Source organism: Thiomicrorhabdus immobilis, assembly GCF_021654855.1.
In the GTDB taxonomy this organism is placed as follows: Bacteria; Pseudomonadota; Gammaproteobacteria; order Thiomicrospirales; family Thiomicrospiraceae; genus Thiomicrorhabdus; species Thiomicrorhabdus immobilis.
Genome location: NZ_AP024202.1, coordinates 538,019 through 561,577, shown reverse-complemented (window position 1 = coordinate 561,577; position 23,559 = coordinate 538,019). Strand labels below are relative to the sequence as shown.

Sequence of the window (23,559 nt, the reverse complement as noted above, 5' to 3'; positions counted from 1 at the left end):
GTATTAACTCTCATAGAATTCAACTTGATTGCATTGTCGAAACTTCTTGAATGTAGTGGCTTGCGCATTTCTTCTGTGTAAATCTCTAGCACTTGCTTGTTTATGTCAATAAATTTAGTGATGTCCACAAATACATTTGGCATAAAAGGCATCACGTCAGAAATTTGCAACTTTATAAGCATATTACTCTGTCATTTCTTTACTAACTGGAGTACCGTGTTTGATATTTTGTATTGCGGTTTGTCCAATTATCGTTTCTAAATACTTTGGTGCCAGCCCATAACCAGGTCGGATACTTTTCACATGCTCTGCAGTGATCACTTCGCCTGTTCTGATGTCTTTTACAAAATATAAGGAACGGCGGAATTTAACATTACCTTGCTCGCTGGATTTACGACCGTAGTCCACTTTTCCTAATGCTTGCCAGGCTGTTTTTGTGCCTGAACAGAGTTGCTGTAAATCGCTTTCTTCCAGTGAAAAACTATCATCAGGACCACCACCATTGCGATCCAGCGTAACGTGCTTTTCGATAATGCAGGCACCCAATGCAACACTGGTGATGGCGGTGGTATTATCTAATGTATGATCGGATAAGCCTACTGGTAGATTAAAGCGTTTTTGCATATCTTGAATCGTCAATAAGTTATAGTCTTCCGCCGGCGCGGGATAGCCACTAACACAATGTAAAATAGCAAGTTGTTTGCAGCCACCTTCTCTAGCCGCATCAATTGCTTCTTGAATTTCTTCAGCATCGGCCATGCCTGTTGAAATAATCATCGGCTTACCAGTTTGTGCCACATATTTAATCAAGGGCAAATCAACTGCTTCAAAACTCGCAATTTTATATGCTGGTGCATTTAATTCTTCTAACAAATCAACCGATGTATTATCAAATGGTGAGCTAAAAATAGTGATGCCAATTTTTTTAGCATATTCAAATAAGGGTTTATGCCAATCCCATGGGGTATAAGCTTCTTGATAAAGCTGATATAAGCTACGTCCAGCCCATAAGCCATCAGTCAGCTGAAAATCAGGTAGATCAGAATCTATAGTAAGAGTATCTGGCGTATAAGTTTGCATTTTAATCGCATCTGCACCCGATCTTTTTGCCATATCAATGATTTTGTAAGCGTTTTCGATATTGCCGTTATGATTGGCTGACATTTCTGCAATGACATAGGGAGAATAGTCTTGTCCAATCTTACGATTATCGATATTGATAAATTTATTCATTGTCGGCCTCAATTTTTAAAATGAATTTTTTACCATCTTTATAAAAAAAAGCTGGGAAACGATCAGGATCACAAACACGTATTAAATTAAACTGTTCTTCAATGGAGCCTTTTATATCAAGTTCACTGTCTTTTGGCGTGCGTTTAGACCAATAAGATGGCTCAACACTTTCACCTTGTGGTTTAGGGATAACCTTTCCGAAATTTTTAACGGCATAATCCATTAATGCAATTTCTGCATCAAAGAGTAACTGATTTATTTCATCGTAAAGTGCAGTAGAAGGTATTTTTAACTTTAGTTTATGCCAAATATCACCTGTATCCACCGCATCATCAGCTTCAAGTAAACTCACCGTCATTTCACAAGCGCCATTCACAATTTCCCAAATATGCGGACTCCAGCCACGCCCTTTAGGCAAATCACTGGCATGAATAACTAATACGTGTTTAAACTTTTCTCTATCTACTGCGTTAATGATTTCACTGCATGAAATCAAAAAAAGTAAATCCCCACCAATGAGCTTATTTTTTTGTCTAACTAGAGTAAGCTCATGTTCTGAAGATTTTTCTTCCATCCAACGTTTCAACCATGGGTTAATTGGATGAGTTTCTGAACTGTTTAATATGGTTATTTTCATTTTATCTGATTAACTCGATTACTTTTTGACAACCCAAACCATCAGTTAGATTCTTGCAAGTATGAAAAACTGCACTCTTCCAATCTTTAGCAGTTTTCACTAGGCCTGGTAGTTCTTGGATATTCACCAATAGCTTAATAGCATTGTCTTTTGCCAAAGCTTGCGCTATTTGCCGCTGGTTGTCAGCAATCACTAGCTGGATTGTTGGCAACCCTAAGCAACAACGTTCCCAAGTGGTTGCCCCTGCGGCACCGATGGCTAAATCCGCATTCGCCATTAGCTCAGCCATATTGATAACATTAGTTTTAACACGGGTTTTGACATTCATGCTTTCAGCTTGTTGTTTTACTGTTTCAAAATGTGGGGCAGTTGCGCCCATGATCACTGTTATTTCAAGATTAGGGTCTAACTCTGTTTTAGCCAATTGGTGAAGTATTTTTCCAGTGTAATTGTCTGGATCAACACCACCTAATGTGATTAAAATGCTTTTAACCTTCTGTTCATATTCACGACGTTTTAAGCTGACTTGCCGCCACTTTGCAAACTCAGGTCTTAACAAGGCATACTGTGCACCAGCAAGAATTTTGCAATGTTCGGGCACAAGGCTTTGGTACTTATCGGCTGTTGCGCCATAGTTCTGATCCAGCAACAAATCACAAATGTGTTGTCTATCACCCAGGTCATCAATCACCATAAGATTTTGATAATTAGGTTTTAAGGCTTTCTGCCAGGCCTGGTCAATTGCGTAATGATCCACAACCAACCAATCCGGCTGGATTGCTTCCAAAATTGAATGACAGTCGTTTGCATCTTGTTGTTGCGTGACACCAAGCCATTCTGAATGAAATAACCTCGGCGCTTCTTTTGATTCTGTTTGTTCAGAATGACTAGACCTTGTGTTAAGCGTACGAACGATAAACCCTTCTTGGCGAATTTTTGCGATTAAATTGCCTACATGATCACGACAAATAAACTGAACGTCTGCACCCTTTTTAGCTAAAGCTTTGGCCAAGGTCAAACAACGCATTACATGACCCGTGCCGATTGTAATTGAAGCGTCGGTTCGGAATACAAGTTTCAAGCAATATCTCCATTTTGCTTTAGCACTTGATACATCAATTCTGCTCTTTTCCAATCTTCAACTGTATCGATGTCTTGTACTAAATGGCGTGGTAAAATATAAGGACTGGCATCCCCCGAAAATAAAGGTTTTTGTTGCTTAAATGCCATCGCTTTACCCCAATAGAACTGTCCAGCATCGTGATAGGCTTCTTCTAGGTCTTGCGATCGTGTACTGAAATGTTCTGGATAGAACATTTCCACACGTCTCTCTTCTGTTAATTTAATGGCTCTTTGGATGGGAAATGCAAAGCTAGTCACCGTAAAACAGTATTCCGCTTGGGTTTCCTGAAGCTGTTCATAGGCTCGTTGAATCACACCTGCTTGAACAAAGGGGGCCGTAGCGTATAGACAGCAAACTACACTTGGTGTTTCACCTTGTTCTTCAAACCATTCAATCGCATGTTTAATGACCGGAATGGTTCCTGCATAATCATTCGCCAGTTCATCCGGCCTCATAAACGGCACAGATGCACCAAATGATTTTGCCATCTCGGCAATTTTTTTATCATCCGTAGAAACCACCACCTGATCAAAACAATTGGATTGCAATGCCGCCTCAATGGAATAGCCAATCATCGGTTTACCGCAAAACTCTTTTATGTTTTTTCGCGGTATGCGTTTACTGCCACCCCGCGCAGGAATCACACAAAGCTTCATGCCAATACCTTTTTCAGCGTATCGACCACTTGGTCCTGCATGTCAAAGGTTAAGCCTTGAAACATTGGAATACTGATTGCACGGCTATAATAGTTCTCTGCATTGGGAAAATCACCCAGTTTAAAGCCCATGTTTTGATAATAGGGCTGGGTATGCACCGGAATGTAGTGAAGATTTACGCCAATACCGTTTTGTCTTAAGTCTTTAAAAATCTGCTTATGCGATTTATTAACCTTATCTAATTCAATCTGAATAGGATAAAGGTGTAGCGCGGAATAAGCGTCCAGACTTTGATATGGTGTAATGACTGGAAAATCTTGCAATAATTCATCGTATCGTTGTTGCAATTGGTGCCTTTTGGCCACAAATTCATCTAAGCGCTGCATTTGAGACACACCTAGAGCCGCTTGCATTTCAGTCATGCGATAATTAAACCCAAGATCAACTTGTTGATAATACCAACCACCTTCAGATTCTTTGGTCATTAATTTTGGGTCACGGGTGACGCCATGAGATCGCAACAGTTGCATTTTTTCTGCCAGGCCTGGTTGATTAGTGGTCACCAAACCGCCTTCTGCTGTGGTAATGATTTTAACTGGGTGAAAGCTAAATACCGTAATATCGGAATATTGACAGTCGCCAATGGGTTTATCTAAGTATTTACCGCCAATAGCGTGAGAAGCGTCTTCAATGATGCTAAAACCATATTCTTGGCTCAGCTGATGAATACGCTTCATGTCACACGACTGTCCGGCGAAATGTACTGGAATCACAATTTTAGGAAGTTTGTTTTGTGATTTGGCTTTAATAAGCTTTTGTTCCAGTTTATCCGCACATAAATTGTAAGTTTGTGGGTCAATGTCCACAAAATCCACTTTTGCGCCGCAATATAACCCGCAATTGGCTGAAGCAACAAAGGTGTTTGGTGACGTCCATATAATATCATCTTCACCTAGATCCAAAGCCAAACAGGCAATATGCAATGCGGAAGTCGCACTATTAACAGCAACACCAAATTGCGCGTCACAATAGTCGGCGACTGTTTTTTCAAACAAAGGCACTTGTGGGCCTTGGGTTAGAAAGTCCGAATTAAGTACATCCAAAACGGCGGCAATATCGTCTTGGTTAATATCTTGTTTTCCGTAAGGGATCATATCTGTGCTCACATCGGGTCGACTTCTTCTGCCATTTGGAGCAATGTTTCATGGGTCAACCAATCTTCATTATTGCCGGAGTTATATTCAAAACCTTGTTCTACCGGTTTCCCTTCCTCACCCAGTCTATTCTTTGTAAAGTCACAATGGTGCGCAAACTGGATTGTTGGGCAAATGACGTAATGATCTTCAAACTCAAGTGTCAGATGACTGTCATCCGCTGGACACATAATTTCATGAAGTTTCTCGCCTGGTCGAATTCCTACAATCTTATGTGGCAACTCAGGTGCAATCGCTTTGGCTAGTTCGGTCATATACATGGATGGAATTTTTGGAATAAAAATCTCACCGCCTTGCATTCTTTCAAAGTCTTTTAAAACAAATTCAACGCCCTGTCGAAGCGTAATCATAAAACGAGTCATATCAGCATGCGTAATAGGTAACTCTTTAGCGCCATTAGCTATCAATTTTCTAAAGAATGGGATGACAGAACCGCGTGATCCGACAACATTGCCATAACGCACAACAGAAAAACGTGTTTCGCGCTGACCAACCATATTATTGGCTGCAACGAATAATTTATCCGATGCCAGCTTGGTTGATCCATATAAGTTAATTGGGTTAGCAGCCTTATCCGTTGATAGAGCAATCACTTTTTTAACATTGTTTTTAATGGACGCTTTAATCACGTTTTCTGCGCCATATATATTCGTCTTGATACACTCCATAGGGTTATATTCTGCCGCAGGTACTTGCTTCATGGCGGCGGCATGGATCACATAATCAACCCCTTCCATTGCTTCAAGCAAACGACTCGCATCTCTAACGTCACCAATAAAGTAGCGCATACATGGATCATTAAAAGTTTGCTGCATTTCAAACTGCTTTAACTCATCACGAGAAAAAATAATGATTTTCTTCGGCTTATACTTTTCAAGAATAATTTGTGTGTACTTTTTCCCGAAAGACCCTGTACCACCCGTAATGAGTATCGTTTGATTATTAAACATGCTAACTTCCTAATTTATATATTTTGATTATTATTCAACAGTTACCGATTTTGCTAAATTTCTAGGCTGATCCACATCGGTACCCTTAATCAATGCCACATGGTAACTTAATAATTGCAAAGGGATATTAAAGGTAATAGGCGCTGTGATACGACCCACGTTGGTGGTGGTTTTTACTACTTTAAACTCTTTATCTGAACTGATATCGGACTCTTCATCTTCAAAGACAATCATTTGCCCACCGCGAGCTTTGACTTCTTGAAGATTGGATTTTAACTTTTCCAGTAGATCATCTTTTGGTGCGATGGCAACCACAGGTATCTGATCATCAATCAAGGCTAGAGGGCCATGCTTTAATTCACCTGCTGGATAAGCTTCGGCATGGATATAACTAACCTCTTTAAGTTTTAACGCACCTTCCATTGCGATGGGATACATAGTTCCTCTCCCTAAGAAAAGTGCATTATGCTTATCGGCAAAACAGTTCGCTATCTCTTGGATTGTATCTTCTTGCTCCAATGCTTGTTTCACCAGGCCTGGTAGTTTTAATAAGCCGTGTACGATTTTTTGCTCTTGCTTAAAGTCCATTAAACCAAGAGTCTTACCTACCGAGGTCAATAGTAAAGATAAGGCAACTAACTGAGTGGTAAACGCCTTAGTTGACGCTACCCCGATTTCTGGGCCTGCATGAGTGAGAAAGGTTAAATCACTTTCTCGGGTAAGGCTGGATTCAGGTACATTGCAAATAGTCAAAGTTGGGATATTGAATTTATTTTTTAGCTGTTTTACTTGTTGTAATGCTGCTAAGGTATCCGCCGTTTCACCCGACTGGCTGATAGTCACAAATAAAGTATTGTTTTGCACCACAGGATTACGGTAACGGTATTCACTGGCGACCTCTACCTGACACGGTAGACCGATAATATCTTCAAACCAATACTTAGCAACTAAACCTGAGTGATAAGAAGTTCCACAGGCGATGATTTGGATTTGTTGAATGCTTTTAAAAATTTCTTCGGCCTGAAAACCAAAGGCTGAAGTGAGCACGGTGTCTTTGGTGATTCGTCCTTCTAAAGTATCGATAACCGCTTGTGGCTGCTCAAAAATCTCTTTGTGCATATAGTGACGATGCTCGCCAAGTTCCACTGCATTGGCGGTTAATTGCGACTGCTTAATAGGACGTTCAACTAAGTTGCCATCAATATCGTAAATTTTGACTTCTTGACGAGTGATTTCGGCAATATCGCCCTCTTCCAAGAAAATAAAGTTTTGTGTTACCGGCAGTAAAGCGGACACATCTGAGGCGATAAAATGCTCACCGATTCCAACTCCGATAACCAATGGGCTACCTTTTCTGGCGGCAATCAAAAAATCTGGATGACTAGGTGCTATAACACCCAAAGCATAGGCGCCATGAAAATGACTAACCGCTTTTTGAACCGCTTCTAACAGGGTTTCTGAAGTTTGCAGTTCTTTATGCACACAATGAGCAACCACTTCGGTATCGGTTTCTGAGGTGAAACGATACCCCTCTGCAAGCTGTTGGGCTTTTAATGTTTGATAGTTTTCGATAATCCCGTTATGAACCACGGCCACTTGATTATTACAGACATGTGGATGCGCATTGTTTTCAGCAGGTACACCATGGGTTGCCCAGCGGGTATGGGCAATACCGATATTGCCGCTAAAATCCGTTTGTTGCGACTGAATACGCTCTTCTAGATTAACGATTTTACCTAAAGAACGAACACGCTGAAATTGTGAATTTGCATCCAACAGTGCAATACCTGATGAATCATACCCGCGATATTCAAGGCGTTTTAAACCTTCCAAAAGAATGGGAACAATATTTCTTTCCGCAACGCCGCAAACAATTCCGCACATAAACGCTCTTTTATCTAACACTAATTTAAAAACGGAATTATAACACCGTAAGTAGTATTTTTTGATTTTGAATCATTCATTTTAAATTATGAAACCAGGTGTTATTTTCATAACCTAGCGCTAAAGAGTCATAAGCTATAACTTCATACATAGCTGAGAACCATTTAATGTGTACTCAACTTCTCCGCTTGTTCTTGAACCTTCATCTAGCTGTCTTTCTATAGATTTGGCTAAGTCGACATCTATATCAGTTATACACAATTGATTTTCTCCGGCAATCAATCCATAATTTGTGCCACTGCTTCCACCCCAAGTCGCTTTAAAGGCCGAGCCGATAGCAGGTAACGGATTCATTCTTTTACTCAACCCCGCTTGATAGACATCGTAAAAATAACCTTCACTTGGTGCAGAGTCGGACGAAAAAACGGTTTTAAGGCGACCAGGGTGGCTAGCGTCCTCACCCGGCAGCTTTGATAACTTATCCTTATAGAGCAAAGAGATCATTTTAAATTCTTTCAGTTTTTTGATATCCGCACGAATCTGAGCGTTTTCAATCATCGCCTGGGCTTTTAAAACGCCAGCAATCAACAACGCGATAACCACAAGAATCACACTCAACTCAACCAAAGTAAATCCGAACTGTTTCTGATTCATACTTACTCCCAAGTCAAAGCCTTAACCATAAATTAAGTATTTATACTATATTAATAAGTATTCAACTACAAATCAGATGTCAAAAAGATTTTCATGAGATTGAATACATAATCTCATCAAATAGTGCTGATGCATGGGTAATAACAATGAATACGGAGGTTACAAGTGAGGATGTGTGATTGCCAAGTCAAAGTAAGCCATGACAACAAAGAGTGAAAGGAATTTGATTTTACCAGGCCTGGTTGTTTTCTTTTACCAGGCCTGGTGGATTTTAATTTTTAATGGTAATCGGCTCTAACTTCCAAATATCATCGTTGTACTCTTTCATGGTTCTATCGGTTGAGAAGATACCGCTTCTTGCCGAGTTGATAATACTCATCCTTAGCCAATTACTGCGGTTTTGATAGGCCTGCGCAGCTTGCTCTTGCACTTCGATATAACTTTGGAAATCCGCCAAGGTCATCCAAGGATCCGTTGGACTCTTAATCGAGTTGATAATATCGTTAAAGATACCTGGTTCAAATTGATTGAAATGCCCTGACTCTAGCAATGACATCACCGACTGTAATGCATGACTGTCGTTGATGTAATTTTGCGGCTGGTAATGGTGACGTAACTCTTCTACCTCTGGGGTTTGCAAACCAAATAGGAAGAAGTTCTCATCCCCCACCGCTTCACGAATCTCGACATTGGCGCCATCTAAAGTACCAATCGTTAGGGCACCATTCATCATGAACTTCATATTACCGGTTCCAGAAGCCTCTTTACCCGCGGTAGAGATCTGTTCAGACAAATCGGTACCCGGACAAATCACTTCCATTGCGGAAACACGATAATTAGGGAAGAACACCACTTTCAATTTATCGCCTACATCGGGATCGGCATTGACGATTTGCGCCACATTGTTAATCAGTTTGATAATGTTTTTTGCCATGGCATAACCAGGAGCCGCTTTACCACCAAAAATCACGCTACGGTTGGTCCAATTTTGGGTATCGCCATTCTTAATACGGACATATAGATGGATAACATGTAACACATTCAACAACTGGCGTTTGTACTCATGGATACGCTTAACTTGCACATCAAACATCGACTCAATCGATAACTTAACACCCGTTTCACGCTCGACCATCTCCGCCAAACGCTGTTTATTGTTTTGTTTGACCTCATACCAGGCCTGCTGGAATTTAGCATCCATTGCCAAAGGTTCAATTTTCTCTAAATCGGTCAACTTGGTAATCCAGTCCTCACCGATTTTCTCCTTTAACAAGGCTCTTAATTCAGGATTACAACCCGCCAACCATCGTCGCTGAGTGACCCCATTGGTTTTGTTATTGAACTTTTCAGGCCATAGTTGATAAAAATCATTAAACAACCCTTCTTTCAACAGTTCCGAATGCAAAGCCGCCACCCCGTTCACAGAGTGACTACCTACAATCGCCAAATAGGCCATACACACGTTATTATGCTCATCGATAATCGACATACGACGCTGCTTTTCAACATCAGCAGGCCACTTCATCGATACTTGAGTCAGGAAACGGTGGTTAATCTCATAAATGATTTCTAATGGGCGTGGCAACAATTTTTCAAACAAGCCAACCGACCATTTTTCAAGCGCCTCAGGCAACAAGGTATGGTTGGTGTACGCCATGGTTTTGGTTGTTATTTGCCAGGCGTCATCCCAATCCAAACCTTCTTTATCAACCAATAAGCGCATCAATTCAGCCACCGCTAAACTTGGATGGGTATCATTGAGCTGAAAGGCATTAAACTTAGCAAAATCGGTGAAATCTTTGTACTTTGACTTCCACTGTTCCACCACATCTTGCAAACTGGCCGAAACCAAAAAGTACTGTTGTTTTAAACGAAGTTCTTTTCCGTTTTCACTGCTATCATTTGGGTATAACACCATAGTGATATTTTCAGCGCCCGCTTTTTCAGCGACGGCTTCATGGTATGAACCCGCATTGAATTGCGATAAGTTGAAACCTTCTTGTGCCTGTGCAGACCATAAGCGTAAGGTATTTACCGTGCTGTTTTTAAAACCGGGAATCGGCACATCAAAAGGCACCGCTTCCACTACTTCAGCATGCTCCCAATGTACAATCAGCTGTCCGGTATGCGGGTCGACATACTCGCGGGTTTCACCGCCGAACTTAATCACTCGAGTATATTCCGCGCGTTCGATTTCCCATGGATACGGGCCGACACCCAACCAATGGTCAGGCTCTTCGATTTGGTAACCGTTTTGAATCAATTGGCGAAACATTCCATATTCGTAACGTAGCCCATAACCCATAACCGGTAACTGCAATGTGGCACAACTATCCATAAAACAAGCGGCTAATCGACCTAAACCACCGTTACCCAAACCAGCATCTCGCTCGGCCTCTTCGATTTCCTCTAGATTCAAACCTAAATCATACATGGCTTTTTCAGTCTCAGATTCAACACCGAGGTTCAGCAGATTATTGGTTAAAGAACGACCAATCAAAAACTCCATCGAGAGGTAATAGGCTTTTTTCAATTTCTTTTCGTTATAGGCTTCCCAGGTTTTTTTCCAATGCGTCATCAAGCGATCACGTATCGCATAAGACAAGGCCTTATATAGGTAATAATCTTCAGAGGTAATATTTCTACCCAAGGTGTGACAAAGGTATCGTAAAAAATCGCTTTCAATATCCTCTTTTTCCATACCGATATGCTGCAACATATCGATAATGACTTCCATTCTTTTCGCTTCTATTTGGGTAGGCATTTACTTTTTCTCCGAATACATTTCTACATATTTTTTTGCACTATTTTTCCAGTCCAAAGACTGCTCCATCCCGGTTTTCTGTATTTTCTGCCAGGTACGTTTTTTGCCAAATAGATGCAATGCATGCAAGATTGTTGATTTTAATGCGTGGCGGCTTGGGTCATAGAACACAAACCCGGTTGCCGTTCCCGCTTTGATGTTTTCATCCGTGGCATTAACAACAGTGTCAGCCAGTCCACCGGTGTGATGAACAATCGGAGGCGTGCCATACGCTAAGCTATACATTTGATTTAACCCACAGGGTTCAAAACGTGACGGCATCAAGAACATATCCGCCCCCGCTTCTACCCTATGCGCTAAAGATTCTGAATATCCGATAAACGCCCAAATTCGGGTTGGATATTTTTGTGCCAGTAATTTGACCTTGGCTTCAAAGACCTTATCGCCCGTGCCCACTATGACAAAATTGGCACTGGTTTGATGAATGATTTCCGGCATCACTTCCAGCACTAAATCCATGCCTTTTTGCTCAACCAAACGTCCCACCAAACCAATCAAAGGCTTATCCACACAGTTGGTTAACCTTTCAGTAGACCTCTTTTCTTTTTCACCACGTAACAGGCAAAGCTCGCTTAACAAGGCTTGTTTATTGGCCAATTTTCCGGCGATTCGACCTTTTTTGGCCGAATAGTTTTCCACAATCAGATTATCAGTAGCTGGATTCCATATATGTTCGTCAATTCCATTGATGATGCCAACTAAACGACCTTCTTCCTCGCGCTTTTGTAAAACACCCTCCATGCCATAGGCAAATTCTGGATAGCAAATCTCTTTCGCATAAGTCGGGCTCACCGTGGAAACCCAATCCGCTTTGATCAAACCCGCTTTCAGCATTGAAAAGTGTCCGTAAAACTCGACCCCTTCCATTCCCCACAACTGCCAAGGTAGCCTTAGAGAGTCAAACAATGACTTCGGGAAATTCCCAGGATAGGCCATATTATGGATAGTAAACACGGTTTTGGGAGCATCTTTTTCAAGACTCAACAGGGCCGGGACCAGGCCGGTTTGCCAGTCATTGCTATGCACAACATCAGGTTGCCATTTTAAACCCGCTCGATTCATTGCCAGCTCGGCCACCACCATGGAGAACACCGCAAAACGTTCACCGTTATCCCACCAATCAGTGCCATTTTCCGCCAGATAAGGATTACCAGGCCTGTCAAACAACTCAGGAATATCAACCAACCAAACCGGAAACTCAACCCCCTCAATCGCACCGGTTTTAAGCTGCAAGACACGCGCTTGAAAAGTTTTCCCGCAACCGTTCACGGTTAACTCGGCCACTTTTTTGATGCCTTTGTTGGCGACCTTTTTAAGTACCGATTGATAAGCTGGCAACACTAAACGCACTTTATGTTTTAAAGCCACTAAAGCGTTAGGCAAACTACCTGAAACATCTGCCAAACCACCAGTTTTGATAAATGGGTGAGCTTCAGATGTAGCAAAAAGAATTTTCATTCCGCGTCCTAATTTCAATAATTAATGATTAATTTGTACAAATATAAAAACAGCAAACCACTGTTTTCATGTCTGATTCAGACAAGTCTATTAAGCTCTAACCTAGCCTTAACACGACCACACTTAATGGCGGTAAAGTCAATTCAGCAGAATAAGGCTGGTTCATCCATGCAAAGTCTTCACTGAAGACATAACCGGCATTGCCCTTATTACTTCCACCAAACAACTCCGAGTCAGAATTCAAGACTTCGATATACTGCCCCGCTTGCGGTAAACCAATACGGTAATTTTCCCTTGGAACCGGTGTGAAGTTAAATACACAAATCAACTTTTGATTATCCGCTTGACGAATAAAACTCAAAATCGATTGTTGGTAGTCATGACAGTCAATCCATTCAAAACCGCTTGATTCAAAATCTCGTTCATACAATGCCGGATGAGTTTTATAAAGCTCATTGACCGACTTTGCCAATAACTGCACACCACGGTTTAAGGCATCATCACATAAATGCCAATCCAACGAGCGTGCTTCACTCCACTCGCCCCATTGAGCGAATTCACAGCCCATAAAGAGTAATTTCTTACCTGGATGCAAACCTTGATACGCCAACAATAATCGTAAATTAGCTGCTTTTTGCCAGTCATCTCCCGGCATTTTGGCAATCAAAGAGCCTTTAAGATGCACCACTTCATCATGTGAAAGTGGCAATACAAAGTTTTCTGAATAGGCATACACTTGACTGAACGTCAGTTGATTATGGTGATAAGGACGATAGATAGGCTCTTTTTCAAAGTAGTCCAAAGTATCGTTCATCCAACCCATATTCCACTTCATGGAAAAGCCTAAGCCCCCCATCCAGTTTGGTCGTGAAACCATTGGCCACGAGGTAGACTCCTCTGCCATCACCACCGCACCCGGGCATTGCGCGTGAACTTGTTCATTGAGGTTTCGCATAAAATCAATGGCTTCTAGGTTTTCTCGTCCGCCATGCTCATTGGGAAGCCACTGCCCGTCCTCACGAGAGTAATCCAAATACAACATGGAGGCGACCGCGTCGACCCTCAACCCATCTATATGCAACTCTTTTATCCAGTACAAAGCATTACTGATTAAAAAATTTCTAACTTCATTGCGTCCGAAATTGAAGATGTAAGTACCCCAATCCTGATGTTCGCCTTTACGCGGATCTTCATGTTCATAAAGAGCACTGCCATCAAAGCGCCCCAAGGCAAATTCGTCTTTTGGGAAGTGTGCCGGCACCCAATCCAAAAACACCCCAATATTATGTTGATGGCAATAATCCACAAAATAACGGAAATCGTCCGGCGAGCCAAAACGGCTGGTTGGTGCAAAATAACCGGTGGTTTGATACCCCCAAGACTCGTCCAATGGATGTTCTGAAATCGGCAATAATTCAATATGGGTATAGCCCATCCACTGAACGTATTCCACCAAACGGTGTGCAATCTCTCGATAACTTAAGAAACCGCCATCATCCGCTCTTTGCCACGAACCTAAATGCACTTCATAGATATTGATGGGCGATTTTTGCCAATCAAATTCCGCCAGTTGTTTCAACCAGGCCTGGTCATTCCATTGATAGTCACTTTGGTAAACCACACAACCGGTTTTAGGACGATGTTCCATGGAAACCGCATAAGGGTCGGTTTTGGTGAAACAATGACCCGATTGGCGGTTACGAATCTCAAACTTATAGATGTCGCCGGCATGTAGACCGGGTATGAACAGTTCCCACACCCCCGAGCCGCCATTGACCCGCATGGGGTGTCTTAAACCGTGCCAGCCGTTGAAATCGCCCACTACTGAAACCCTTTCCGCCGCAGGAGCCCAAACCGCAAACTGTACGCCGGAAATACCATCTATGACTTTTGGGTGTGCACCCAACACATCATAGACTTGCCAATGCCGCCCCTCTGAAAACAGGTGCAAATCCAACTCACCAAGCTGCGGCAGAAACGTATAGGGCGAAACCATCTCATGTTCGGAAGCGTCAGCCTCAATCCATTTCACGGCATAATGTTTAGGCAATGCTAATTTTTGTTTATCGGTGATAAAGGCCATAAACAAATCACTGTTCTCAACCCTTTGCAGTTCATGGCCTTCCACTTCGGCCTTTTCTGCGGTTGGCAACCACACACTCAAACTCCAGCCATTCTCTTTATGCTTGTTTTCCTCTGAAATATCGACAGGATGACAACCTAAAAAGAGAAATGGGTCATGATGACGGCCTTGCGCTAAGACATTGATATTGCCCTGCAAGACTTTACCGAGAGTTTGCCAACTGATTTGCATAGTATTATTCACCGCTAATTTATTTGCTGTTTCTATATTTCTATCACTGCGTTACCGCCGAGACTGTTTCACCAAGCTATAAATGGTATCAGCTAAATCTTCAGGGACTTGTTGCCAACTGAATTGCCATGTCCAATTCCCTTCTGAAGTACCTGGTACGTTCATGCGATGCGGGCCATCCAACATCAAAAAGTCCTGCATCGGTACAATCACACGTTGAGCAACTGACTCTAGTCCTGCAATGATTAAAGGCCAAGGCATGCTATAACCTAAACGGTCATCCAGTCCCTTTTCTGCAACGATTGATTTTGCCAAAGGTCGCAACTGCTCCATAACCCAATTTTTTGCACCCTCATCCAAACTTTCAAACCAGCCAATCGTCGTATCGTTATCATGGGTGCCGGTATAGGTCACCGAATTGACAACCTGTTCATGTAAAGAGTGTGGATTATCCGGCAAGCCGTTAAAACCAAACTGCAGAACGGACATCCCCGGCAGGCCGTACTTCTCTTTTAAGGCGACCACTTCATCGGTGATGATTCCCAAATCTTCTGCAACCAGCGGTAAATCCGGAAAGTCCTCTTTTAAAACGGCTAAAAGTTCATCTCCAGGGATTTTGACCCACTTGCCGTTCATCGCGGTCTCCTCTTTGGCATCAATTTCCCAAGAAGCTTCCAACCCTCTAAAATGGTCAATCCGCACCAAATCAAATTGACTCAACGCTTCGGCAACACGTTTACGCCACCAACTAAAACCATCATCCTGCATGACTTGCCAGTTGTAGTGGGGGTTTCCCCAACGTTGCCCAGTTTCAGAGAAATAGTCGGGAGGCACACCTGTCACCACAGTTGGATTTAAATCTTCATCCAGTTGAAACTGCTGTGGATTCGCCCAAACATCCGCGCTATCAAACGCCACAAAAATGGGCATATCACCAAATAACTCGATTCCTTTCTGATTGGCATCAGCTTTAAGTTTGTGCCAAATAGCCGATAAAACAAACTGCTGCTTTTTCAGCTTGTTAATCACATCCGAATTCTGCTCAGAAAACACCTTTAGCGCGGCAGACTGGCGATGTTTGAAATCATCTGGCCATTCGGACCATGAGGCATGATTCTGGTGTGCCCTAATGGCCATAAACAGCGCATAATCCTCCAACCAATGCGGTGGATTTTCTAGGTAATAAGAAAACTCTTCCGCCTGAAAATGCTTTTGCCAATCATCCGGTAACAACGCAGGGTTTAAAGCAAATGCCGAAACCGCTTGATAAGGTGATAAATCATCATGCGGTTCAGTAAGCGGTAGCATTTGCCAAATACTTAAACCAGCCGATTGCATCCAATCTAAAAACAACCAGGCCTGGTCATTTAATTGGCCGGGTTTGCCATCTTGATTTGGTAACGAAGTTGGGTGCAACAGTACACCAGCTTGTCTTTTATTCACACATTTATCTCAACGTTGATTACACGGATATTAAAACTCACATAAATTTAATTTCGACGCATCGTCCCTGCGTTTTCCATATCACCACCACCCATGGAAATCGGAATATCCAGACTTTCTGGCGGGGTTTCACCCAACAGTTGATAGAGTCTTTTTAGGTGTCTACGGTATAAACGGTCAAAATCCTGCACGCTATCCGATGGATTGTAGCCGCCAAACCACCAGAACCAATCCGAACCTTCACAAACCGCCAATTGCTCGGTCGCTTGTTGCAAATCTATCGCGGAGAGTTTTTCAGACTTAACCACCTTGTCAAAACACTGCTTGGCTTCAACCAACAAATCCCAACCACGGTTTTTGTCTGGGTCTCCAATCCAAGTCGAGAAAGAGCCATACACCCAACTACCCGATTTCAAAACGGGCAGATGTCTAATCTTGGCGCCACTTTCCAAAGCCTCGGAAAACGTAGTCATCTCAACACGTGGATGACTGGATAACTTCGAGTACATCTCTTTCAAAAAATGGCTGGCATTATCAAAATAATACTCCCAGGCATTTTCCCCGTCCAAAATGACCGATACCACATGCTCTTCAACCTTGTCGCCTAAAAAATTGGCTATGTTTTCCATGTGTTGGGCGAAATCATTAGCGGCATCGGTCGGGTGCCAATCTTTATATTGAAAACCGACCATATCCGATAAACCATCATCCCTAAAGAACATGGCACACTTTTGTGACCCATGCTGTAAAGGCTGATACAAAGCTCTTTTGCTATGGTAATCATGCTGATCAATGCAAGACGCTTCACAAGAGTGTCGCCAGACCCCTTCACCGGATGCCGTCCATTTAAAACCGTACTCATCCAAAAGGCCTACAGCCGCACTGCTGATGGCTCCTTCGGACAACCAAACCCCCTTAGGTTTAGCTTCAAAATGCTGTTGATAAACCTTTAAGCCGTGTTCCATGTGCCATTTAGAACGTTCATAACCATCCGGGTAACCGTTGTACTTAGGTGCTGGAGCATCCGGCAACGCATCACGCATACTGGCAAAATCTATCAACAACGGTACGATTGGATGGCCATAAGGGGTCATCGAGATTTCAATCTGGCCACGTTCCATTAAGGCTTTGTAGCGCGGAATAATACTGGCCACACAGTCAGTCATAATTTCCATCAATGTCCGTTGGTCTTCAACCGTAAAGTGCGATTTCTTATCCATCAAGGCATCCACTCTATAATCGGTTTCCCTAACGCTCATGCCCATCCAAGCCAAGTGATACCAAACCAATAAATCGGTAAAGAATTGATCGTTCACATAACTGACACAAATATTGTCTAACCCTTCTTTCGAGTCATTACATCGCACCATATCCAGCAACTCTCTGAAATGTGGCAAGACATTGATCATGGTCGGCGCATAAGCACGCTGGCAAACACTCACCACCTCTTCACGCTCTTTAGCGCTCTTAGGAATGGGAGTCACCCCAGCAACCAGATTTAACAACGGATCATTCATCTCAGCGCCGTTATCCAACCAAGCACGCATCTGTTGTTCATAATCATCCAATTGTTCTAGCAGAACCGGTGCAAAATTCACGACTACTTTCGCTTCAGGACAGTTCTCCAAATGCCAAACCATGTCCGAATAGTCTTTAATGGCATGCAAATACACCCACGGCAAACGATAAACTCCATCTAGGCCATCTCGATAGTGCGGTTGGTGCATATGCCAACATAAAACGACTTTTATCTTTTTCTTATTCATAGTCTTATTCTTTTGCTTTTAATTGGATTCTTATGATGCAACACACTCAAGTCAACGTAATTTATCGCAAGGTATGTAACTTTTGCCCGAGCATCTCCGGTGTTACCAAAACAATGCCTGACGACTCTTCAATATAAAATCGTTTTGCATCTTCAACTGGGTCTTCACCGATAATGGTGTTGTCTGGGATTTTAGCGCCCTTGTCGATAACGGCGTTTTGAATACGGCAATTTCGCCCTACCTCTACACGGGGCAAGAGCACCGAATCTTTGATATGGGAATAACTATGAATCCGTGAACCGCTACCCACTACCGAACGTTTGATGCGAGCTCCGGAAATAATACAACCACCCGCTACCATCGAATCGATTGCTTCGCCACGACGCCCTTCATCATCAAAAGTGAATTTTGCCGGCGGCATTTGCGCTTGATAAGTCCAAATCGGCCAATCACGGTCATACAAATTCAACTCCGGTTCAATAGAGCACAAATCCAAATTGGCTTTCCAAAAAGACTCGATTGTCCCCACATCTCGCCAATAGACAGGCTCGTCCTTTTCATCCACAAAGGGGTACGCCTGCACTTTCCAATCTTCAATGATTGAGGGAATAATATCTTTACCAAAGTCACGTGAAGAATTTGGGTTATCACTGTCTTCAATCAGCTTTTGAAACAGGAATTCGGTTGAGAAAATGTAAATCCCCATAGAAGCCAAAGCCTTATCAGGTTTACCGGGCATGGAGTCAGGGTCAGCAGGTTTTTCTGTGAATTTGGTAATCTTAAAGGTCTCGTCGACCGACATCACTCCGAAACCGGTCGCCTCCATACGAGGTACTTCAATACACCCGATAGTGACATCCGCGCCTGAATTGGCGTGTTCGACCAACATCTTGCTGTAGTCCATCGAATAGATATGATCACCCCCTAATACCATGACATATTCAGGGGTATGACGACGCATAATATCCAAGTTTTGATATAAAGCATCCGCCGTGCCTTTATACCAATCCTTATCAACACGTTGCTGGGCAGGAAGCAATTCTACGAACTCACCCACTTCATAACGCATAAAACTCCAGGCACGCTGAATATGGCGAATCAGAGAGTGTGATTTATATTGGGTCAACACGCCAATTTTACGGATACCGGAATTCACACAATTGGACAATACAAAATCGACAATGCGGTACTTACCGCCAAAAGGCACCGCGGGTTTAGCTCTCCAGCGGGTTAAATCCTTTAAACGACTTCCCTCGCCTCCGGCCAAAACAATCGCTAAGGTTTGACGGGTTAAATCCGTTGAAGACTTGGTTTCACAATAATATTTCATTCCGTATTCCTCTATCACACCTATTGTTGGTGTTTGTTATGAACTAAGACAATAAAACAATTCAGATAACCGACATGAAATTATGGCTATTTGATTACGTTTAAATTACATGCAACAGTCACGATATTCGCTTACTGTGCGCCAAGATTTGATTTTGTCGCATCGCCCCTCTTAAACCTAACGACTCGTCTGCCACCAAATAAACAGGGATATTTTCAACAATCTGAGTCATTCGGCCTTTCTCTAGATAGGCTTTTTGAAAATAGGGCTTTTGCATCCAATTTAAGATTTTGACTGCAATCCCACCCGCCAAATAAATTCCATTTGGTGCAGGCCAAATGAGTGCAACTGCGCCAACAAATGCGCCATAAATTGTTACAAATTCGGTTAACGCCTGAATAGCGACAGGATCGCCAGCATCGGCCGCTTGGCTTATTTGCTCTGCGTTGAGTAACCTCTTAGATAAGTTAAAATCAGTAGGAGCAAAATTTAAGCCTACAGGGTTATTTTGTTTTGTAAACAACTTATTTTTATTAAGAATTTGTGAACTTATTTGAGAATAAGAAGTGACCACTGCATGCTCTGAAAAGAACTGGTAAAGTGCCTCTAGCCCAGGTCCGGAAAGCACTCTTTCATAAGAAACATGTTCCCATTGCTGCCACAACCATTGTAATAAAAGCTGCTGTGTTTCAGAGATTGGAGCAAATTCAAAATGCCCACCTTCAGAACTTTGAGGCAAAAAAGCCTCTCCATCATAAAAAACCGGAGCCACACCCAAACCCGTTCCTGCACCAATAACAAGCCTATTGCCCTTTATTGGTTCGCCATTAGTTTGACTGTTTACAGGAAGATAGAGAGAAATCAGCTCACTGCTGGAAAGGGTGTCCACGCCCAAAGCGGCGGCGTAAAAATCATTTACAAAATGCACCCTATTAATGGAACAGGCCTGTTCGATTTGGTCTGCATCGACAATCCAAGGCAAATTAGTCAATTGAACTTGACGCGAATGAACCGGCCCCGGCAAACCGAAACAGGCGGACTCTATGGTTAAGTTAGGGATATCGAAGGAAGATAAAAAACGAGAGACAATCGATTGCAAAGAATCGAATTGATTACATAAGAAACGCTGCTGGCCAATAGCTGAAGAGCTACGATTTTCTGGCCTAACTTGGATAAGTTGAAGTAAAGCTTTAGTTCCTCCTATATCTCCAGCCAGATAATACATTTACCACCCCAACATTTTGGGTTTACGGCCCATTTCGGGCTCGGTACCGCTTCGCCAATATGCAAGATTACATTTAGTCATAAAGAGTATCCAAACCTTCACAAATCAAATGATTGAAAAAACTATGTGCTTCTTGAATACGCGCGGTCTCTACTGAATCGACTTGTAAACAATAATCCGCTTGTTCACTCATAGCACTGTCTTTTTTACCCGTTAACGCCACGGTAACACAACCACACGTTTTCGCGACCTGAATCGCTTTAACGACATTATGGCTATTGCCCGAAGTAGACATCGCAATCACCACGTCACCAGGCCTGGCCAATCCTTCGATTTGACGTGAGAACACACTGTCAAAATCATAGTCATTGGTATGCGCCGTTAAAATCGAGCTATCTGTCGTTAACGCAATGGAAGCTATCGGCTGACGATTTTTTACATAACGCACCATCAACTCAGCCGCCATGTGTTGGGCATCTGCCGCACTGCCGCCATTGCCCAGCCAAATCACTTTACCGCCGGCGTCGACAGAAGCTTGAATTTTTTCAACCACCTCTGTTACCAGGCCTGCTTGCTTTATTACCGACAGGATCGCTTTTTGATTTTCGGCCAATGCGTGTTCAAAATCAATATTCATTTCGCTCATAATTTTTTCGCATTCTCTTCGGTTTGAATTTTATCCACTAATTTTGTGGTTGAATAACCATCCCAAAAAGACAAAACTTCAACCTGCCCACCGGCATCCCAAACACAAGCAGAACCGGCAATCTCTTCAGGCTTATAATCACCGCCCTTGACCAAAACATCCGGTTTTAATTTACAAATCAAGCGCTCTGGGGTTTCCTCATTGAAAGCGACCACCCAGTCAACACAACTCAATGCTGAAAGCAGTTCCATACGACCTTCCAAACCAACGATCGGGCGCGAATCGCCTTTTAATTTTTTGACCGACTCATCCGAGTTCACCGCGATAATCAAACGCTCACCTAATTTAGCCGCCTCGTTTAAATAACGCACATGGCCACTATGCAATAGGTCGAAACAACCATTGGTGAACACCACTTTTTCACCGTTTTGTTGGGCCAACCGCACCAGTTCAAGCAACTCATCTTCATTCATCGCCACATAACCTTTATGGCGCATATCGGCTTTAATCGCCTCGTCCAACTCCGCTTTGGAAACCGTTGAAGTTCCGACTTTTCGAACCACCACACTCGCGGCCTGATTGGCCAAATGCACCGAATTCTGCCACGACAAGCCACTGGCAAACCCGGTAGCCAATGCCGCCATAACCGTATCACCCGCCCCCGTCACATCGTAGACTTCCTGTGCTTGCGACTTCAGCAGATAAGGTTTATCTTGCTGGCTAACCAACGCCATACCATGCTCGCTACGGGTAACCAACAAGGCTTGCAACGACAAATCATCAATTAATCGAGTGGCTTTTTCTACAACGGCCGCTTCAGTTGACGCCTCACCCACAATCGCCTCAAACTCACTCTGATTCGGCTTGATTAGAGTTGCATTACGGTAACGCTCAAAATCCAACCCTTTAGGATCAACCAACACCGGGATGGATTTTTCAACCGCCACAGCAATCATTTGCTCAACAAACTGCAGAGCGCCTTTGGCGTAATCGGAAATCACCAAAACGTCATAATCGGCAATATGCTTTTTAACCAATTCAACCAAAGCCTGGGCTGGCTCGGCAGGGACAGGATTTTCAAAATCCATACGAATCAATTGCTGGTGGTGGCTTAACACTCTTAACTTGCAGATAGTACCGCTTTCCGACAGCGCCCAATCGGTTGTCACATTGGCCTGTTGCATCAGCTGGGTCAACTGCTGGCCATGCGCATCCATACCGCCATTGGCCAGTTTACCGACCACACCCAAAAGACAAGCTTTAGCGCCCAAAGCGGCCACATTCAACGCCACGTTGGCGGCACCACCGGCACGCATCTCCTCATTGGCGACTTTTACCACCGGAACAGGTGCTTCAGGAGAGATTCTTCCCGCCCTACCATTCCAATATTGGTCCAACATTACATCACCAACCACTAGAATTTTAGATTGCGAAAAGTCGTGCATAAGATTCCTTACCAAAAGCATTTATAGATAGATTAAAATGTGCGTACAGTTTATCAGGAATCCCCAGCATGCAAAATTCAAAAACCATTTTTTCTGGTGTTTTAAGCACATTAATTCTTTCAATTGCTTTAACCCCTTCCACCAGTTATGCCGAAAACTCAAACAATGGTCCTATGTCCTTTGCCATTTTAGGCGCGATTGGTTCTTTAGGTTTTGCTTGTTTTCAAGGTACCGCACCTTGTGTTTTACGCCCTCATATCAATACCGATGAACTAACCTTCAGTACTGACATTGGTTCAGACAATAAATTAAAACATCTACGAGTTGCCATAGGTGCGGATTGGGATGAAAAAGTCTATGAAGCCAAAGATTGGCAAATCACCGGCCGCTGGGATGCTAGCTTTCACGCTTGGAACTCCGATGAAAAGAATGTCGCCAACGACTCTGGTTATATCATCGGGTTAACTCCGGTATTCCAATATCAACTTAAACACTTCGCCTATACCCCTTTTATAGAAATGGGTGGTGGTCCACACCTATTGAGCGATATTAGAATCGAAAACGAGGACAAGTCGACACAATTCCAGTTTGGCAGCATTTTTGGTTTAGGGGTAAAACGGGATGCCTTTGAAGTCAGCTACCGTTATTTGCACATTTCCAACGCGGGGATAGAGATGCCAAACCCAGGTACCGACATCCATAACTTGCATGTAGGTTATCATTTCTAAAGCGAAATTGAGACTGAAACAAGCCAAAC

At 43.0% G+C, this 23,559-nt stretch carries 18 protein-coding genes; 1 reads left to right on the top strand and 17 read right to left on the bottom strand.

Features of this window, described 5'->3' with window-relative positions; all coding sequences use genetic code 11:
- Window positions 1–183: 183 nt before the first annotated feature.
- From pseI to hldE, 17 genes are all read right to left on the bottom strand, one after another.
- Window positions 184–1,233: a pseudaminic acid synthase gene (gene pseI / locus L6421_RS02430; protein ID WP_237262821.1), complete on the bottom strand. Its 1,050-nt coding sequence runs from the start codon at window positions 1,231–1,233 to the stop codon at window positions 184–186.
- Window positions 1,226–1,807 carry a formyltransferase family protein gene (locus L6421_RS02425; protein ID WP_237262818.1) on the bottom strand — a complete coding sequence of 194 codons (582 nt, stop codon included), beginning with the start codon at window positions 1,805–1,807 and terminating at the stop codon, window positions 1,226–1,228. The genes pseI and L6421_RS02425 overlap by 8 nt, the downstream gene beginning before the upstream one ends.
- Before the next feature lie 64 nt (window positions 1,808–1,871).
- A complete protein-coding gene (gene pseG / locus L6421_RS02420; RefSeq protein ID WP_237262815.1) occupies window positions 1,872–2,951 on the bottom strand; it encodes a UDP-2,4-diacetamido-2,4,6-trideoxy-beta-L-altropyranose hydrolase in 1,080 nt (359 codons plus the stop codon).
- Window positions 2,948–3,649, bottom strand: a complete 702-nt coding sequence (gene pseF, locus L6421_RS02415; RefSeq protein ID WP_237262813.1) for a pseudaminic acid cytidylyltransferase — start codon at window positions 3,647–3,649, stop codon at window positions 2,948–2,950. Before pseF ends, pseG begins: the two co-directional genes overlap by 4 nt.
- Complete coding sequence (pseC, locus tag L6421_RS02410; RefSeq protein WP_311195289.1) at window positions 3,646–4,815, bottom strand: UDP-4-amino-4,6-dideoxy-N-acetyl-beta-L-altrosamine transaminase; 1,170 nt, start codon at window positions 4,813–4,815, stop codon at window positions 3,646–3,648. Before pseC ends, pseF begins: the two co-directional genes overlap by 4 nt.
- Window positions 4,812–5,813: a UDP-N-acetylglucosamine 4,6-dehydratase (inverting) gene (gene pseB / locus L6421_RS02405; protein ID WP_237262811.1), complete on the bottom strand. Its 1,002-nt coding sequence runs from the start codon at window positions 5,811–5,813 to the stop codon at window positions 4,812–4,814. The genes pseC and pseB overlap by 4 nt, the downstream gene beginning before the upstream one ends.
- A gap of 30 nt (window positions 5,814–5,843) precedes the next feature.
- Complete coding sequence (gene glmS, locus L6421_RS02400; RefSeq protein ID WP_237262810.1) at window positions 5,844–7,697, bottom strand: glutamine--fructose-6-phosphate transaminase (isomerizing); 1,854 nt, start codon at window positions 7,695–7,697, stop codon at window positions 5,844–5,846.
- A 135-nt stretch (window positions 7,698–7,832) separates the two neighbouring features.
- Entirely contained in the window at window positions 7,833–8,351 is a 519-nt protein-coding gene (locus L6421_RS02395; protein WP_237262808.1) for a type II secretion system protein, read from the bottom strand.
- A gap of 271 nt (window positions 8,352–8,622) precedes the next feature.
- Window positions 8,623–11,115 (bottom strand): glycogen/starch/alpha-glucan phosphorylase, encoded by a 2,493-nt coding sequence (locus L6421_RS02390; RefSeq protein ID WP_237262806.1) that lies wholly within the window; start codon window positions 11,113–11,115, stop codon window positions 8,623–8,625.
- Window positions 11,116–12,633: a glycogen synthase GlgA gene (gene glgA, locus L6421_RS02385; RefSeq protein WP_237262805.1), complete on the bottom strand. Its 1,518-nt coding sequence runs from the start codon at window positions 12,631–12,633 to the stop codon at window positions 11,116–11,118.
- Between the two features lie 97 nt (window positions 12,634–12,730).
- On the bottom strand, window positions 12,731–14,947 hold the full coding sequence (gene glgB, locus L6421_RS02380; RefSeq protein WP_237262803.1) for a 1,4-alpha-glucan branching protein GlgB: 2,217 nt from the start codon (window positions 14,945–14,947) through the stop codon (window positions 12,731–12,733).
- A gap of 51 nt (window positions 14,948–14,998) precedes the next feature.
- Entirely contained in the window at window positions 14,999–16,390 is a 1,392-nt protein-coding gene (gene malQ, locus L6421_RS02375; protein ID WP_237262801.1) for a 4-alpha-glucanotransferase, read from the bottom strand.
- Window positions 16,391–16,437: 47 nt separating this feature from the next.
- Window positions 16,438–18,156 carry a glycoside hydrolase family 57 protein gene (locus tag L6421_RS02370; protein ID WP_237262800.1) on the bottom strand — a complete coding sequence of 573 codons (1,719 nt, stop codon included), beginning with the start codon at window positions 18,154–18,156 and terminating at the stop codon, window positions 16,438–16,440.
- Window positions 18,157–18,217: 61 nt separating this feature from the next.
- Window positions 18,218–19,486, bottom strand: a complete 1,269-nt coding sequence (gene glgC, locus L6421_RS02365) for a glucose-1-phosphate adenylyltransferase (protein WP_237262798.1) — start codon at window positions 19,484–19,486, stop codon at window positions 18,218–18,220.
- A 118-nt stretch (window positions 19,487–19,604) separates the two neighbouring features.
- Window positions 19,605–20,711: a glucokinase gene (locus L6421_RS02360; protein WP_237262796.1), complete on the bottom strand. Its 1,107-nt coding sequence runs from the start codon at window positions 20,709–20,711 to the stop codon at window positions 19,605–19,607.
- Window positions 20,712–20,784: 73 nt separating this feature from the next.
- Window positions 20,785–21,357 (bottom strand): D-sedoheptulose-7-phosphate isomerase, encoded by a 573-nt coding sequence (locus tag L6421_RS02355; protein ID WP_237262794.1) that lies wholly within the window; start codon window positions 21,355–21,357, stop codon window positions 20,785–20,787.
- A complete protein-coding gene (gene hldE / locus L6421_RS02350) occupies window positions 21,354–22,802 on the bottom strand; it encodes a bifunctional D-glycero-beta-D-manno-heptose-7-phosphate kinase/D-glycero-beta-D-manno-heptose 1-phosphate adenylyltransferase HldE (RefSeq protein ID WP_237262792.1) in 1,449 nt (482 codons plus the stop codon). Before hldE ends, L6421_RS02355 begins: the two co-directional genes overlap by 4 nt.
- A gap of 68 nt (window positions 22,803–22,870) precedes the next feature.
- Between hldE and L6421_RS02345 the strand changes: the two genes are divergently transcribed.
- Window positions 22,871–23,530, top strand: coding sequence for an acyloxyacyl hydrolase (locus tag L6421_RS02345; RefSeq protein WP_237262790.1), 660 nt, complete (start codon window positions 22,871–22,873; stop codon window positions 23,528–23,530).
- Window positions 23,531–23,559: the final 29 nt, after the last annotated feature.

Excerpts from the sequence above, each read along its gene's own strand:
- glgA (WP_237262805.1), bottom strand. The coding sequence starts at position 12,633 with ATGAAAATTCTTTTTGCTACATCTGAAGCTCACCCATTTATCAAAACT.
- L6421_RS02425 (WP_237262818.1), bottom strand. The coding sequence starts at position 1,807 with ATGGAAGAAAAATCTTCAGAACATGAGCTTACTCTAGTTAGACAAAAA.
- L6421_RS02390 (WP_237262806.1), bottom strand. The coding sequence starts at position 11,115 with ATGCCTACCCAAATAGAAGCGAAAAGAATGGAAGTCATTATCGATATG.
- glmS (WP_237262810.1), bottom strand. The coding sequence starts at position 7,697 with ATGTGCGGAATTGTTTGCGGCGTTGCGGAAAGAAATATTGTTCCCATT.
- L6421_RS02370 (WP_237262800.1), bottom strand. The coding sequence starts at position 18,156 with ATGAATAAGAAAAAGATAAAAGTCGTTTTATGTTGGCATATGCACCAA.
- glgB (WP_237262803.1), bottom strand. The coding sequence starts at position 14,947 with ATGCAAATCAGTTGGCAAACTCTCGGTAAAGTCTTGCAGGGCAATATC.
- L6421_RS02355 (WP_237262794.1), bottom strand. The coding sequence starts at position 21,357 with ATGAGCGAAATGAATATTGATTTTGAACACGCATTGGCCGAAAATCAA.
- glgC (WP_237262798.1), bottom strand. The coding sequence starts at position 19,486 with ATGAAATATTATTGTGAAACCAAGTCTTCAACGGATTTAACCCGTCAA.
- pseB (WP_237262811.1), bottom strand. The coding sequence starts at position 5,813 with ATGTTTAATAATCAAACGATACTCATTACGGGTGGTACAGGGTCTTTC.
- pseF (WP_237262813.1), bottom strand. The coding sequence starts at position 3,649 with ATGAAGCTTTGTGTGATTCCTGCGCGGGGTGGCAGTAAACGCATACCG.
- L6421_RS02395 (WP_237262808.1), bottom strand. The coding sequence starts at position 8,351 with ATGAATCAGAAACAGTTCGGATTTACTTTGGTTGAGTTGAGTGTGATT.
- hldE (WP_237262792.1), bottom strand. The coding sequence starts at position 22,802 with ATGCACGACTTTTCGCAATCTAAAATTCTAGTGGTTGGTGATGTAATG.
- L6421_RS02345 (WP_237262790.1), top strand. The coding sequence starts at position 22,871 with ATGCAAAATTCAAAAACCATTTTTTCTGGTGTTTTAAGCACATTAATT.
- pseI (WP_237262821.1), bottom strand. The coding sequence starts at position 1,233 with ATGAATAAATTTATCAATATCGATAATCGTAAGATTGGACAAGACTAT.
- L6421_RS02360 (WP_237262796.1), bottom strand. The coding sequence starts at position 20,711 with ATGTATTATCTGGCTGGAGATATAGGAGGAACTAAAGCTTTACTTCAA.